The 14400-nt window shown below is 65.1% G+C and carries 12 protein-coding genes; 2 read left to right on the forward strand and 10 right to left on the reverse strand.

The annotated features are described in order from the left end of the window. Nucleotides 1–122 precede the first annotated feature (122 nt). The 10 genes from shc to ABDB81_RS07255 all read right to left on the reverse strand — a co-directional run bounded on the left by shc (nucleotide 123) and on the right by ABDB81_RS07255 (nucleotide 11714). A complete protein-coding gene (gene shc, locus ABDB81_RS07210) occupies nucleotides 123–2147 on the reverse strand; it encodes a squalene--hopene cyclase (protein WP_346810502.1) in 2025 nt (674 codons plus the stop codon). 153 nt (nucleotides 2148–2300) lie between these two features. After that, the gene (gene mnmH, locus ABDB81_RS07215; RefSeq protein WP_346810503.1) at nucleotides 2301–3356 is read right to left on the reverse strand and encodes a tRNA 2-selenouridine(34) synthase MnmH; all 1056 of its coding nucleotides are present in this window, start codon (nucleotides 3354–3356) and stop codon (nucleotides 2301–2303) included. Beyond that, nucleotides 3353–4426: a selenide, water dikinase SelD gene (gene selD / locus ABDB81_RS07220; RefSeq protein WP_160473689.1), complete on the reverse strand. Its 1074-nt coding sequence runs from the start codon at nucleotides 4424–4426 to the stop codon at nucleotides 3353–3355. Before selD ends, mnmH begins: the two co-directional genes overlap by 4 nt. Nucleotides 4427–4466: 40 nt before the next feature. Beyond that, a complete protein-coding gene (locus ABDB81_RS07225) occupies nucleotides 4467–4691 on the reverse strand; it encodes a DUF1653 domain-containing protein (protein ID WP_237380761.1) in 225 nt (74 codons plus the stop codon). Between the two features lie 445 nt (nucleotides 4692–5136). Continuing rightward, nucleotides 5137–5820: a GntR family transcriptional regulator gene (locus ABDB81_RS07230; RefSeq protein ID WP_160474661.1), complete on the reverse strand. Its 684-nt coding sequence runs from the start codon at nucleotides 5818–5820 to the stop codon at nucleotides 5137–5139. 100 nt (nucleotides 5821–5920) lie between these two features. Further along, nucleotides 5921–6925, reverse strand: coding sequence for a TRAP transporter substrate-binding protein (locus ABDB81_RS07235; RefSeq protein ID WP_137928048.1), 1005 nt, complete (start codon nucleotides 6923–6925; stop codon nucleotides 5921–5923). A gap of 47 nt (nucleotides 6926–6972) precedes the next feature. Further along, nucleotides 6973–8238, reverse strand: coding sequence for a TRAP transporter large permease (locus ABDB81_RS07240; RefSeq protein WP_160473691.1), 1266 nt, complete (start codon nucleotides 8236–8238; stop codon nucleotides 6973–6975). 1 nt (nucleotide 8239) lies between these two features. Then, nucleotides 8240–8884 carry a TRAP transporter small permease subunit gene (locus ABDB81_RS07245; RefSeq protein WP_137928046.1) on the reverse strand — a complete coding sequence of 215 codons (645 nt, stop codon included), beginning with the start codon at nucleotides 8882–8884 and terminating at the stop codon, nucleotides 8240–8242. Nucleotides 8885–9046: 162 nt separating this feature from the next. Beyond that, on the reverse strand, nucleotides 9047–9961 hold the full coding sequence (locus tag ABDB81_RS07250) for a dihydrodipicolinate synthase family protein (protein WP_346810504.1): 915 nt from the start codon (nucleotides 9959–9961) through the stop codon (nucleotides 9047–9049). Nucleotides 9962–10187: 226 nt separating this feature from the next. Continuing rightward, the gene (locus ABDB81_RS07255; protein ID WP_346810505.1) at nucleotides 10188–11714 is read right to left on the reverse strand and encodes a PLP-dependent aminotransferase family protein; all 1527 of its coding nucleotides are present in this window, start codon (nucleotides 11712–11714) and stop codon (nucleotides 10188–10190) included. A gap of 119 nt (nucleotides 11715–11833) precedes the next feature. On the opposite strand from ABDB81_RS07255, the gene ABDB81_RS07260 reads away from it, so the two are divergent. Together ABDB81_RS07260 and ABDB81_RS07265 are read left to right on the forward strand one after the other, a co-directional pair. Continuing rightward, nucleotides 11834–13111, forward strand: coding sequence for a 4-aminobutyrate--2-oxoglutarate transaminase (locus ABDB81_RS07260; RefSeq protein WP_346810506.1), 1278 nt, complete (start codon nucleotides 11834–11836; stop codon nucleotides 13109–13111). Between the two features lie 310 nt (nucleotides 13112–13421). Next, nucleotides 13422–14366, forward strand: coding sequence for a tripartite tricarboxylate transporter substrate binding protein (locus ABDB81_RS07265; RefSeq protein WP_237380479.1), 945 nt, complete (start codon nucleotides 13422–13424; stop codon nucleotides 14364–14366). The last annotated feature ends 34 nt before the right edge of the window (nucleotides 14367–14400 follow it).

A 14400-nucleotide genomic window follows, 5' to 3' on the forward strand; every position in this document is an offset into this window, starting at 1 on the left:
GAGAGGGGAAGGGGGAGAGGGTTGGCGGTTCAAACAGCCGCTGTCACATCTTGAGCGGCTTGCCCTCTCCCCCGCCCCTCTCCCGCTCCGGGGGAGAGGGGAAGGGGGAGAGGGTTGGCGGTTCAAACCGCCGCTGTCACATCTTGAGCGGCTTGCCCTCTCCCCCGCCCCTCTCCCGCTTGCGGGAGAGGGGAGCAAACCGGCTGGGAGACAACAGATTTCCCTACCACCAGCCTTCGATATCGCCCCAGCGCCCACAGCGGAAAATACGCTGTATAACCGTGATACTTCAAATGGAAGATTCGCGGGAAACCCGGCGCATTATGGAAGGGGTGCATCCAGAACCCGTCGGCCTGCTGCGTGCGAATCAGATATTCGACGCCACGGCGTACCGAATCCGATTTTTGCTCGCCCAGCGCCAGTTGCCCCAGTAATCCCCACGCGGTCTGGTCGGCCATGCTGCCGAAGACATGCGTGCCGGCGAGCGCGGGATCGATATAGCTGTCGTTGGTTTCGCCCCAGCCGCCATCATGGTGCTGCTTGGCGCGCAGCCACTCCACGGCGCGGCGCACCATCGGTTGCTGGCGGTCCACGCCGGACAGCGCCAGGCCGGCCAGCACGCTCCACGTCCCATAGATATAGTTGGTACCCCAGCGGCCCCACCAGCTGCCGTCGCGTTGTTGCGTCTGGCGCAGATAGTCGATGCAGCGTTCGCGCACCGATCTGTCCTGCGGACGGTTGGTGACGCCCAGCGCCAGCAGCACGCGACCCGAGACATCCTCGGTCGGCGGATCGAGCAGCGCGCCATGATCGGCAAACGGAATCGCATTGAGATAGCTGCGGTCGCAATTGGCGTCGAACGCGCCGAAGCCGCCGTTTTTCGACTGCAACCCAATCGACCAATCCATCGCGCGGTCCACGTGCGGCTTGAAGCGGGCTTCCTGATTCGTGCGCCGTGCGTGGGCGTGGATCATGGCGAGCACTACGGCAGTGTCGTCCACGTCGGGGTAGTACGGATTGGCGTACTGGAATGCCCAGCCACCCGGCCTGGTGCCCGGCGTGGCGTTCTGGTCCCAGTCGCCGGACTGGTCGAGCACCTGACGTTCCGTGAGCCAGTCGTAGGCCCGGGTAATGGCCGCGGCACTTCGCTCGCTGGCGGGTGCCTGTTCCAGCGCCATCAGGCTCCATGCCGTATCCCACACGGGCGAGAGGCAAGGCTGGCAGTAGGCGCTGCCATCGTCGCGATGCACGATCAGCTTCTTCAAGGCGTCACGGCAATCGCGGCGCATCGGATGGTCTTCGGGATAGTCCATCAGCACCATCATCTCGTAGCTGTAGACCATCGGCGGGAAGATGCCGCCGAAGCCGTCCTCGCCGTTCATCCGCTCCTCGCTCCACTTCACCGCGCGGGCGATGGCGCGGCGGCGCACGACGCGCGGGATCAGCGGTTCGAGGGGGCGCACCACGCGGTCGAGCTTCAGGAACGCGCCCTGCAGCCCGCGCTTGCGCGGGAAATACTCGCGCTCCAGCTCAGGGGGTGTGACGAACAGTTCCTGGATATGGATGCCGAGGGGATTGCGAGCCTGTGCGCGCATGGCGCAGAGCACCAGCAGCGGCACCATCGTCGTGCGGGCCCAGTAAGCCACCTTGTCCAGATGGATCGGTGCCCAGCGCGGAAACAGCATGAACTCCACAGGCATGAACGGCGTGGCGCGCCAGGGCACCTCACCGAACGTGGCCAGCAGGATCCGCGTGAAGACGTTCGATTTCGCCGCGCCGCCGCGTGCCAGGATGACTTCGCGGGCGCGCACCATGTGCGGAGCGTCGGGCGAATCGCCAGCCGCCTTCAGCGCAAAGTACGCCTTGACGCTGCATGAGATGTCCACGTCGCCGCCGAGGTAGAGATCCCAGGCGCCATGGCCTTCCAGGCGCTGCGTGGCGCGCAGGTAGCGGGCCATGCGCGCCTGCAGATCGGTGTCGATCTCGTCGACGAAATGCATCATCAGGACGTATTCGGCCGTGATGGTGGCATCGGATTCGAGTTCGAAACACCAGTGGCCGTCGGGGTGTTGCTGCGCCAGCAGCGCATCGCGCGCGCGGACGAGGGCGGCGTCAAGATCGGCCGCCGGAATGGCTTGTGAGGTCATGCTTGCTCTGGACGTGCGCCTGCGGGTCGGCATCGCCATTGCATCTTCAACTGCGGCTGCTCGGGACGTCGCTGGCCTTCACTCATGGCGGCGCACGATACCATCCAGACCAATTGTTTGCAACGCGTGTGGCGGAACAGACTGTTCTTGAAGTTATGCGCGGGGCACTCCCAGTCCGGCAATCACATCCGCGAGCCGTGCGATGCCGGCCTCGGAGAGATCGTTGGCAGGCACCGTCACTCGCTCGCCCCACGCGTGGAAATGCGTGCGCTGGGAGCGCACATACGACGGGTCATAGTGTTTGAGCGCCAGTTCGGTGAATAGCGCGGGCAGGTTGTGCGCATGCGCCAGCGCCTGCCACTCGGCAATGGTCTTGCGCCCATGCAGCGGCGCCAGGCGCTCCACCTGTGCGGCGAGCCAGTCGGGCCGGTCGCCGAGGTAGGCGTAGTCCTGCAGCAGGTAATCGAGCCGTGCCGGCCATGCCGCCTGGATTTCGATGCAAGGACTGGCGCGCATCCGGCTCACAAGCGGCACAGGCAGGTTCAGTTGCCCGATCCGCGCGCCTTCGCCTTCCACATAGACCGCACGCGTGAAGTCGATCTGTTCGATCACGTTGCCCAGCGCCGTCTCGAAACCGGTCTGCGAAGGTTGCGCGATATCGGGCAGGGCGCCCAGCAGCGATCCCTTGTGCCGCGCCATGCCTTCGAGGTCGAGCACCTGCTCGCCGCGTGCGGCCAGGGCGTGCAGCAGCCGGGTCTTGGCGCTGCCCGTGGCGCCGCAGATCACTACCAGCGGCAGAAGCGGCGCCTGGGCATCGATCATGCCGATCACATGGCGTCGCCAGGACTTGTAACCACCCGCCATTTGCTGGGCATCCCATCCGACCATGCGCAACCACGTGGTCATCGATCCGCTGCGCAGCCCGCCACGCCAGCAATAGATCAGTGGTTTCCAGTTGGCGGGACGATCCGCAAAGGCGCCGCGCAAATGCCGCGCGAGGTTGGCCGCCACCATCGCACCGCCCACGCGTCGGGCCTCGAACGGGCCTGCCTGCTTGTAGAGCGTGCCGACGATGTGGCGTTCCTCGCTATCGAGCACGGGGCAGTTGATGGCACCCGGAATATGGTCGATCTCGAACTCGGCGGGCGTCCGTGCATCAACGATCGTGTCAAAGGCGTGGCGATCTTCCACGCGTGCAAACGGCTTCATGCAGTAACGGTCAGTCCCGGTTCGCCAGCTTCCATGCGGCCCACCACGGCAGCCTGCGCAAAGCCTTCCTTTTGGAAGATCGCCAGCACCTGCTCCACGGCATGTGGTGCGCAACTGACCAGCAGCCCGCCGCTGGTCTGCGGATCGGTAACGATGGCCTGCGCGATATCGGGCAGGCCGGTTTCTATGGTGGCATCCGCGCCGTAGCCTTCCCAATTGCGGCGTGACGCACCGGTGATATGGCCCTGTGCGGCCAGTGTGGCAATGCCGTCGAGCAGTGGCAGGCGAGACCATTCGAGCACGGCGCGCAGCCCGGCGCCGCGCGCCAGTTCCAGCGTATGGCCGGCCACGCCAAAGCCGGTGACATCGGTCAGCGCGTGCACGCCGTCGAGTTCGGCCAGCGCAATGCCTGGCGTATTGAGCCGCGTGGTGGTGTCGATCAATTGCGCGTAACCGGCATCGCCAAGCGCGCCCTTCTTGAGCGCGGCGGACATGACGCCCACACCAAGCGGCTTGCCGAGCACGAGAACGTCGCCAGCGCGTGCATCGCGGTTACGACGGATGCGCGACGGATGCGCGAGGCCCATCACCACCAGCCCGTAGATCGGTTCGACGGAATCGATCGTATGGCCACCCGCAATCGGGATGCCTGCGGCGCGGCACACGGCCTGGCCGCCTTCGAGCACGCGGCCGATCACGTCGATGGGCAACTGGTTCACGGGCATGGCCACGAGCGCCAGCGCCATGATCGGACGTCCGCCCATGGCATAGACATCGCTGATGGCATTGGTGGCGGCAATGCGGCCGAAGTCAAACGGATCGTCGACGATCGGCATGAAGAAATCGGTCGTCGCGATCAGGGCCTGCTCGTCGTTGAGCTGGTAGACCGCCGCATCGTCGGACGTCTCGATACCGACCAGCAGTTCCTTCGGTATCGGCATGCCAGTGCTGCCACGCAGGATCTCCGACAACACACCGGGCGCGATCTTGCAGCCGCAGCCGCCACCATGGGAAAAACTGGTGAGTCGCACGGGCGATGCCGCATCTGCGTTCGGAGTCAGGTTGCTCATGATCTTGGGAGGCCCGGTCGGGCTGTCAGCGAATAGGCGCCTACTTTACCTCGTTCGCCGCTGACTCTGCTTCCAACGGCACAAAGCGCACGCGTTCGTCCGCCAGCTTGCCGTGAAACATCTCGGCAGGACGCACCCAGCCGCCCGTCTCGTGCGGCCAGAGGTGAACGTAGACCGTCAGCACGTCGCCGGTCTCGCTGTGCTTCGATTCGAAGAGCCGCCGGTAGAGACCGCCCTTGTAGTGGCGGTGCGTGGCGAGTTGCAGGGCTTCGGCTTCGGAGGTGACCTTGTATTGCGGGTCGGTTTGCTGGGTGAAGGTGGAGACGAGGTCGAAAGCGTCGCGGAGGGTGGTGAGGGTGGGGTTTTGCATGGGGTGTCCTTGGCGGAATGCGAAGGACGGGATTCTACTGCCGGTTTGCTCCCCTCTCCCGCGAGCGGGAGAGGGGCGGGGGAGAGGGCAAGCGGTGCAAATTGCGATGAGGTCGGCAAGCAGAGCCTCGGGGGGGGGGGCCCCCCCCCCCGAGGCTCTGCTTGCCGACCTCATCGCAATTTGCACCGCGGGGGCGCAGCCCCCCCCCCCCCCCCCCCGCCGGCGGGGGGGGGGGGGGGGGGGCTGCGCCCCCGCGGTGCAAATTGCGATGAGGTCGGCAAGCAGAGCCTCTTGCCCTCTCCCCCAACCCCTCTCCCGCAGTGCGGGAGAGGGGAGACAACTACCCCGCAATCACCCGTCTCGCAAACCTCTCCAGATAGTCCATCAACTGATCCGCCCCTTTGGCCGCGTCAGCTTCATTTCCGGTAGCAATCGCCTGCGCCATCGCCTGATGGGCCTGCGCGCCTTCGGCGATTTCGCCTTCGTGCTGGTAGGCGTACCAGAAGCGGCGGCATTGCACGATCAGCGGGACCACGGCCTTCACGGCGGAGCGGTTGCGGCAGGCCGCGTGGTTGACGTGATCGAGCGCCTGGTCGGCGGCCATGTATTCGTCGAGGTTGCCGCGCTGGGCGGCCTTGACCATTTTCTGGGCGCTGGCGAGCAGCGCCTTGCGTTGCACGTCTGTGGCGCGGCGTGCCGCGTGGGTGGCGATCAGTCGTTCCAGCACACGGCGGGTGGCGATGACGTCAAGGTGGTCCATGACGTCGATGGTCGAGACCATCAGGCCACGGCGGGGTTGCTGCACCACCAGTCCGATCGACACCATGCGCATCAGCGCCTCGCGCACCGGCGTGCGGCCAAGGTCGGTCAGTTCGGCCAGTTCGGCTTCCACCACGGGGCTGCCGGGGGCGATCTCCAGCTTCGAAATCAGCGTTTCGATGCGGTCGTAGGCAACGTCTGCGGCGCGGCGCTTGCCGTTGTCGACGGCGGGCGCGCCTGAAGTGGTGGTTTTTGGCGTAGGCATCTCGTGCAGGAAAGCCGCGTGGCGCACGCGAGCGGGCGTGCGCACCGCCTTCCGGGGCGGTGCGCCATTATGCCGTACGCGTGGCGCCCGACGCGGAGGCTCAGAGCGTGGCGCCGATCTTGCGCAGTTCGGGGATCGCAGGGGCCTTGGCCACCCACAACGCATCGAACTTCTGGATGGCAGGCTGCGGGTCGTAGTTCGACGCGCTCTTGAAGGTCACCGACGACTGCTTGAGCTTCTCGATCAGGCCCGCCTCTGTGGTCACGATATCGTTGATCTGGTTGTTCAGCGCCTGCGTGACCAGGCCGCGCACCAGATCCTTGTCCTTGGCGTCGAGGCTGGCCCAGATGCGGCCCGAGACCAGCGGTGCAAAGGGCATGAACAGTGCGTTCATCGGCAGCAGCGACTTCGAGATCTTGTCGTAGCGCTGGTTCCAGGACAGCTCGATATCGGCCTCCAGCCCGTCTACCTGCCCGTTGGTCATCGCGTCGAACACGGCGGGCGTGGGGATCGGCGTGGGCGCGGCGCCCAGCATCGAGTAGAAATCGCGATAGACCGGCGTCGGGTTGATCCGCAGCTTCATGCCCTTGAGATCGTCCGGCGAGTTGATGTCCTTGGTGGCGAACACCACGCGCATGCCCGTGATGCCCCATCCCAGGCCGATGGTGCCCGTTTCACGCGGCAGGGCGTCGAGCAGTTTCAACGCAGCGGGCGTGCGTACCAGCTTGGCGACGCTGCCGGTGGAGCGCACCAGATACGGCGCGTTGATGGCGGCCACGCTGGAGACACGCGAGCCCAGTTCGGCAGCCTGAATCCATCCCATGTCCAGTGCGCCGGATTGCAGTTGCTGCATCATCGCGGATTCGTTGCCGAGCTGGCCCGAGTGAAACACCGTGACGCTGAGGCGGCCATTGGTTTCCTTCTTGAGCGATTCGCCAAACGCCACGGCAGCACGATTCCACGAGTGACCCGCTGGTGTGATCAGACCCAGGCGGAATTCTTTCTGCGTGGCGGCGCGCGTGGTGGAGGTGATCACCAGCGGCGCCGCGGCGGTGGCAACGGCGGCGGTCTGGATAAAGCGACGACGGGTAAAGAGGGCGGTCATGGCAGGCTCCTGGCTTTCGTATCAACGGGTTCGATGGGGAAGCGGACTCAGTTCAGCAGTCCGATGGAAAGGCTGGGGAACAGCGAAAGCAGTACCAGGCCGACGCACGAGATCAGGAAGAACGGCAACGTGATCATGAACATCTTGCCGGGCTTGGCGCCGGTGACTGCCGAGGCGACGAAGAAACTGAGTCCCACGGGCGGCGACATCAGCCCGAGCACAAGGTTGATAACGATCACCACCCCGAAATGTCGCGGATCGATGTGATAGACCTCGGTGGCCACCGGCAGCAGGATGGGCACCGTCATGATCAGGCCCGGGATGCCGTCGATTACCGTGCCGATGATCAGCAGAATGACGTTGGCCAGCAGCAGGAACTGGATGGGGTTGTGCGCCACCGTCTGGATCCACGTTGCCACCATCTGCGGAATCTTTCCGTAGATCAGCAGCCACGAGAATACGGCAGCAGCGGCCACCAGGAACAGCACGATGGCGGAGTAGATCGCCGAGCGCAGCAGGATGGCCGGCATCGTGCGGAGATCGAATTCCTTGGTCACGTAGCGGCCCACGAGTGCTGCGGCCACTGCACCCACGGCAGCGGCTTCGGTGGGATTGGCCACGCCGCCGAGAATCGAGCCGACGATCACGATCGGAATCAGCAGCGTGGGGCTGGCCGTCAGCACCGTCATCGCGCGCTCGCGCAAGGTCTTGCGGGCGCTGCGCGGGTAGTTGTAGAAGAACCCCATGATCGCGATGATCACGAAGAACAGCAGCGTGAGCAGCACGCCGGGCAGGATGCCCGCGATCAGCATGTCGCCGACGGCTACCTGCGCCAGCACGCTGTAGACCACGAACATCACCGAGGGCGGAATGATGGGCCCCAGCATGCCGCCGTAGACGGTGAGGCCGGCTGCAAACGTTTTGTCGTAGCCCTGTTTTTCCATCTCGGGCACCATGACCTGCGCCATGATCGCCACCTGTGCCGTGGCCGAGCCGATGATCGATGACACCAGCATGTTGGCCAGGATGTTCACGTAGGCCAGCCCGCCCTTGACCGAGCCGACGAACGCCATCGACAGATCGACAAGCCGGCGCGTGATGCCGCCACTGTTCATGATCTCCCCGATCAGGATGAACAACGGGATGGCGATCAGGCCGTAGCTGTCAACGCCCGCAAACATCTGCGTGGGGAACGATTGCAACAGCACGGTATCGCCCGTGGCGAAGATGAACGCGAGTCCGGACAGGCACAGGCAGATGCCGATGGGCACGCCGGCCAGCAGCACGGCGCAGAAGAATAGGGTGGTCACCATGTCAGTTCACCGATTCGGAGTTGCCTACCTGGAATTCGGGGAACGTGCGGCGCGGCGCCAGCTCCAGGTCTTCCAGCAGATTGGCCAGTGCATGCAGGCTGATGGTGATGGCGCACAGCGGCATGATCAGTTGCAGCACCCACATCGGCCATTCCAGCGTCTGCGTGTGTTCGGTGTAGAGGAAGTTGAACGTCTCGGCGGCGAATTCCTTCGCGTCGAAGTGGTAGCTGACGATGCCGACTGGGTCCATCCAGAGCCAGCACATCCACACCAGCGCGAGGCCGAACACGAGCACGCCGCCCGTGGACACCACCTTGGCAACCTTGGCCGCTTTCGGGCCGAAGTGATCGGTCAGCAGACCCACCGCAAAGTCCAGCCGCAGTCGCGTCATGACCGATGCGCCCACGAACGTGAGCCACACCACGGCATAGACCGACGCCTCGTCCACCCAGTACAGCGGCAGTCCCGCATAGCGTGTCACCACGTTGAGCAGAATCAGCACCACGAGCAGCGTCATGAGGCCGCCGAGCAGATAGCGCTCGGTGGCGAGCACCGCGTCGGACAGCGCAAGCACCCAGCGTACGGGTCGGGCCACGGGCGCGCTGACGGGGGCATCGACGTCCGCTGTGAGGGAGGGGTCGGGCATTGCGGAAGGCTCCATGTCGAGGGGTCCTGCGTTCCGCCGTCGCCGCGCGCTGGTGCATGATGCGCAGCCGCGGGGCGCGGGCGGATATTTCAAATATATTTGCAGCGGATGCAGCAAGTTGGATGCCAGTGGCTGGCATCCACTACCGGACAGGAGGAAGCCTCAGGCCACCGACTGGTACTGCGTGGGACGCGTTTCCAGCGCCTGGCGCACCACGCGCTCGACAAAGGCCCGTTCTTCTCCGATCAGCGGCAGGCGGGGGCGGCGCATATGCTCGGAGCCGACGCCGACGAGCACGTCGATCAGCTTCAGGTTTTGCACGAGCTTGTTGGAAACGTCGAGGTGGAGCATTGGCGTCATCCACTGGTAGAGCTTGAGCGCCTCCGCAAACTTGCCGGCCTTCATCAGATCGAAGAGCGCCACGGTCTCGCGCGGGAACGCGCAGCCCACGCCGGCCAGCAGGCCGTCGCAACCGAGTGCGAGCCCTTCGTAGGCCAGGTCGTCCACGCCCATGAAGATCTGGTAGCGGTCACCCACGGTATTGCGCAGGTCCGTCACGCGGCGGATGTCGCCGGTGCTTTCCTTCACGGCGGCGATCCACTTGCAATCGGCCAGCTCGGCCATGTGCTCGGGCTTCAGGTCCACGCGGTAGGCAACCGGGTTGTTGTAGACCATCACCGACTTCTGCGCGGCCTCGGCCATGGTGCGCACGTTCTGCATGGCTTCACGGGCATCGGCCACGTAGATCACCGAGGGCATCAGCATGAAGCCGGCCACGCCGAGCTTGTTGGCGCCATCGATATAGCGCAGCGCGTCGCGCGTGCTGGTCTCCGATACGTTGGCCAGCACAGGAATGCGGCCGTCTGCGGCTTCCAGCGCAATGCGCGCCACGTCGAGCTTCTCTTCGAGCGACAACGTGCTGGCTTCACCCAGCGATCCGCACGTGACCAGACCATGGATGCCATTGCGGATCTGGAAGTCGATATGGTGGATCGTGCCTTCGGCATCGATGCGTTCGTCGGCGTGGAACTTGGTGGTGACGGCCGGGAAGATGCCGGTCCAGCGGGGATTGCTCATGAAAACTCCTCGGTTGGGAACACAGGGGAATGCGTCTTAAATATCCTGTAAATATATTTAGGATATCTTCCGGGAAAGATCTAGCAAGAGCAATGCCAGTGGAATCCCTGATTGAAAGGGGTGTGGGATGGGTGTTGAAGCGGGCGATGCGCGATGGTTGGGCGCGGCGTGCACCGTGGCGATTCACGGCGCACCGGCTTGAGGAGGAGGGGGCGTCTTGGGCGAGTCAGGCCCGTTTGCGGCTGGCGTTTTCCAGCATGGGCAGCACGCAACCCAGCAATACGTCGAAGGCCGGGCCGATCTCTTCCTCGGGCACGCAGGCGTAGCCGAGCAGCAGGCCACGCTGCACGGCTGCGCCGGAGAAGTACCGTGACAGTGGCCGTACGAGAATGCCGCGATCCCGGGCGAGATTGGCCAGCGCCACATCGTCCACGTGGTCCGGCAGGCGCAGCACGAGGTGCAGGCCGGCGTTGCTGGCATGCTCGTGCAGGGCGTCGGGGCCAAGGTAACGTTCGATCAGGCCGGACAGCACGGCACGCCGGCGGGCATAGAGCGGCCGCATCCGGCGGATGTGCGCGGCGTAGTCGCCGGCCTGGATGAACTCGGCCACCGTGGCCTGCGTAATCAGGTGCCCCGCGCGATAGAGATCGGCGTGGGCGGTCTTCATGGCAGCGGCCAGGGCCTTCGGCAAGACGATGTAACCCATGCGCAGGCCGGGATAGAGCGTCTTGCTGAATGTGCCGATATAGATCACCGGCGCATCGGGCTCCATGCCTTGCAGCGATGGGATCGGCTGACCCGCATAGCGGAACTCGCTGTCGTAGTCGTCCTCGACGATCCAGCTGCCATGGCGGCGCGCCACTTCCAGCAGCGCGCGGCGCCGCCGCAGGCTCATCACCGCGCCAAGCGGATATTGGTGCGAGGGCGTGACGAATATGAAGCGGGGCGGCGGCGTGGGGGACGCATCGGAATCGTCGAAGGCAGGCAGCGTCATGCCTTCTGCATCCACGGGCATGGGTGTCATGCCGATATCGCTCAGTTGCAGCACGCCCCGGATGCCCCAGTAGCCGGGCTCTTCCACCCACGCCTGATCCCCCGGCGAACCCAGCATGCGCGCCACGAGGTCGATGGCCTGGTGGATACCTTCCGTGATCAGTATCTGGTCCGCGTCGCAACGGGTGGAGCGGGCCACGCGCAGATGGGCCGCCACCGCTTCGCGCAATGCGGGCAGGCCGCCGCCGTGGCTGTAACTGAGCCACTCCGGCTGCGGCTGCCGCCAGAGCCGCGCGGCGATCTGCGCATAGCGCCGATGCGGAAAGCGGCGCAGGTCCGGCACGCCCGGCATGAAGGCGCCCCATTGCACGGGCGAGGCCGATGCACTCGACAGCAGACGTTGCCCCCGTGGCGACAGGCCCGGCATCTCGGGCGCGGCCTGCGCAGGCAATTCGGCAGCGGTCGCATTCAGAAAGCGTTCCGGCGCGGTGTCGGCCACGAAGGTGCCGCTGCCGGTGCGGGCGCGCAGATATCCCTCCGCCAGCAGTTGCTCGTACGCGTACATCACTGTATTGCGGGACAAGCCCAGTTCGGCAGCGAGATCGCGTTGCGGCGGCAGGCGGGTGCCGCTGGCCAGCGCGCCGTCGAGGATCGCGCCTCGGATGCACGCATAGAGCCCGCGATTGAGCGGGCGGGCCAGCGCCGCCGTCCCATCGGGGCCGAGCCGCTGAAGCAGCAGGTCACCGCAGATCGATTTCAATTGGCACCATCTGATTTGTGAAAGTGGCGCTAGATTGTAGGGCCAAAACAGATTGCAATGGGGCCGTTCCTTTTTCGATCCCGTCGATCCCGTCGATCCCCTTCGATCCTGCCCCCATCATGAAGAATCAAGAACTGAACCAGTCCCGAGCCCAGCACACGCCGCGTGGCGTGGGCGTGATGTGCGATTTCCATGCCGACCGCGCCGAGAACGCCACGCTGTGGGATGTGGAAGGCCGCCAGTTCACCGACTTTGCGGCCGGTATCGCGGTGCTGAACACCGGTCACCGCCATCCGCGCGTGATGCAGGCGATTGCCGCGCAACTGGAGCGATTCACGCATACCGCCTATCAGGTGGTGCCTTACGCGGGCTACATCACGCTGGCCCAGCGGTTGAACGAAATCGTCCCCATAGGCGGGTCCAACGGCGGACCGAACAAGACCGCGCTGTTCACCACGGGCGCCGAGGCGGTGGAGAACGCCGTCAAGATTGCGCGCGCCTATACCGGTCGCGCTGGCGTGATCGCCTTCTCGGGCGCCTTCCACGGTCGCACGCTGCTGGGCATGGCGCTGACCGGCAAGGTGACGCCGTACAAGGTGGGCTTCGGCCCGTTCCCGTCGGACATCTATCACGCACCGTTCCCGAACGCGCTGCATGGCGTCAGCACCGCCCAGGCGTTGCAGGCACTGGAGAGCCTGTTCAAGACCGACATCGATCCGAATCGCGTCGCGGCCATCATCATCGAGCCGGTGCAGGGCGAGGGCGGCTTCCAACCGGCACCCGCCGATTTCATGCGCGGCCTGCGTGCGGTGTGCGACCGTCACGGCATCGTGCTGATTGCCGATGAAGTGCAGACCGGGTTCGGGCGCACCGGCAAGCTGTTCGCGATGGAGCATTTCGATGTGCAGCCGGACCTGATCACGATGGCCAAGAGCCTCGGCGGTGGCATGCCGCTGTCGGCGGTGAGTGGCCGCGCCGAGATCATGGATGCGCCGCTGCCCGGTGGACTCGGTGGCACCTATGCCGGCAATCCGCTGTCTGTGGCGGCCGCGCATGCAGTGATCGACGTGATTGCCGAGGAACGCTTGTGCGAACGCGCCGCAGCACTGGGGCAACAGTTGCAGGCGCACCTGAACGCGCAGCGCGCAACGTGCCCCGCGCTGGCCGAGGTGCGCGGCCTGGGCTCGATGGTAGCGGCCGAGTTCTGCGATCCGGCAACGGGTGCCCCGAACGCCGAGGCCGCGTTGCGCGTGCAGAAGCGCGCGCTCGAAGCAGGGCTGGTGCTGTTGACGTGCGGCACGTACGGCAACGTGATCCGCTTCCTCTATCCGCTGACGATTCCGCAGGATCAGTTCGATGCAGCGCTGGCCGTGCTGACGCAGGCGCTGGCCGCATAGCGTTGGATGGGATGGCTCAGGGCGCCCCTGCATGGTGCCCTGACCCTTGCCTCGCAACATCTTGTGGCATGCCGCAGCCTCAACGCGGTGCACGCCTTCCGCAAACTTCCCTCACCGGAAGGGTGCGGAAAACACGCATCCCGACACAGGCAATTTTTCAGTGGTACGCATTTTGCGCAAGACAGGTCACCACGCAACGGATCGCCGGCACGTGGCACTTGTTCGATTCAAAGAGGGTACAGACATGCGTTTCAACCGTTCCACATCACGCCGGACGTTCTTGTCCACCACGCTGCTAGCAGTATCGTCGATGGCTTTATCGACTGTCCCATCGCTGGCCTCGGCACAAGCCGCACGCGACTGGCCGACCCAGCCCATCCGCATCGTCGTGCCATTCCAGGCAGGCTCCGCCACCGATCTCATCACCCGTCAGCTTGGCGTGGGACTGGGCAAGGAATACGGCCAGACCTTCGTGGTCGAGAACCGCCCGGGCGCTGCCGCGATGATCGGTAGCGAAGCCGCGGCGCGCGCGCCCGGCGATGGCTATACGTTGCTGATGTCCGGTCCTGCATCGATGGTGACGAACCGCTTCCTCTACAAGAAGCTCAGCTACGACCCCGATGCGTTCGAGAAAGTGGCCGTCGTTGCCATCACGCCGAATCTGCTGATGTCGAATCCGTCGCTGCCGTTCCGCACGCTGCCCGAGATGGTGGCGTATGCCAAGGCCAATCCCGGCAAGCTGACGTATGCCTCGTTTGGCTCGGGCACCACCTCGCACATCGCGGGCGAGATGCTGAAGGCCGTGGCGGGCATCGATATTGTCCACGTGCCATACAAGGGTGCAGGCGAGGCCATTCCCGCGCTGCTGGCGGGACAGGTGTCGATGTACTTCGACACCATCATGACGGGCTTGCCGTTCGTGAAGTCGGGCAAGCTGCGCGCACTCGGCATGTCCACTGCGAAGCGCTCGCCGCAAGCGCCCGAGATCCCCACGATTGCCGAACAGGGCTATGCAGGCTTCGACATTGCGCCGTGGTACGGCATCGTCGCGCCCAAGGGCACACCGGCCGAGGTGGTCACCAAGCTCAACGTGTCGATCAACAAACTGCTGGCCACACCGGATTTCCGTGAGAAGCTGGCCGTCACCGGCGCCGAGCCGCGCGGCGGCAGCGTGGCCGATTTCACGGCGATGGTCAACGCGGAGATTCCCCGCACCGAGAAGCTCGTGAAGCAGGCCGGCGTCACGCTACAGTAAGCGTTCGTCGATCTACCGTGGCGCTCAGGCAGCG

Origin of the sequence: Cupriavidus sp. DL-D2, assembly GCF_039710735.1 — a bacterium.
In the GTDB taxonomy this organism is placed as follows: Bacteria; Pseudomonadota; Gammaproteobacteria; order Burkholderiales; family Burkholderiaceae; genus Cupriavidus.

What these genes read in the sequence shown, in the direction of transcription:
- shc (WP_346810502.1), bottom strand. Translation starts at nt 2,147, where the DNA reads ATGACCTCACAAGCCATTCCGGCGGCCGATCTTGACGCCGCCCTCGTC.
- mnmH (WP_346810503.1), bottom strand. Translation starts at nt 3,356, where the DNA reads ATGAAGCCGTTTGCACGCGTGGAAGATCGCCACGCCTTTGACACGATC.
- selD (WP_160473689.1), bottom strand. Translation starts at nt 4,426, where the DNA reads ATGAGCAACCTGACTCCGAACGCAGATGCGGCATCGCCCGTGCGACTC.
- ABDB81_RS07230 (WP_160474661.1), bottom strand. Translation starts at nt 5,820, where the DNA reads ATGCCTACGCCAAAAACCACCACTTCAGGCGCGCCCGCCGTCGACAAC.
- ABDB81_RS07235 (WP_137928048.1), bottom strand. Translation starts at nt 6,925, where the DNA reads ATGACCGCCCTCTTTACCCGTCGTCGCTTTATCCAGACCGCCGCCGTT.
- ABDB81_RS07240 (WP_160473691.1), bottom strand. Translation starts at nt 8,238, where the DNA reads ATGGTGACCACCCTATTCTTCTGCGCCGTGCTGCTGGCCGGCGTGCCC.
- ABDB81_RS07245 (WP_137928046.1), bottom strand. Translation starts at nt 8,884, where the DNA reads ATGCCCGACCCCTCCCTCACAGCGGACGTCGATGCCCCCGTCAGCGCG.
- ABDB81_RS07250 (WP_346810504.1), bottom strand. Translation starts at nt 9,961, where the DNA reads ATGAGCAATCCCCGCTGGACCGGCATCTTCCCGGCCGTCACCACCAAG.
- ABDB81_RS07260 (WP_346810506.1), top strand. Translation starts at nt 11,834, where the DNA reads ATGAAGAATCAAGAACTGAACCAGTCCCGAGCCCAGCACACGCCGCGT.
- ABDB81_RS07265 (WP_237380479.1), top strand. Translation starts at nt 13,422, where the DNA reads ATGGCTTTATCGACTGTCCCATCGCTGGCCTCGGCACAAGCCGCACGC.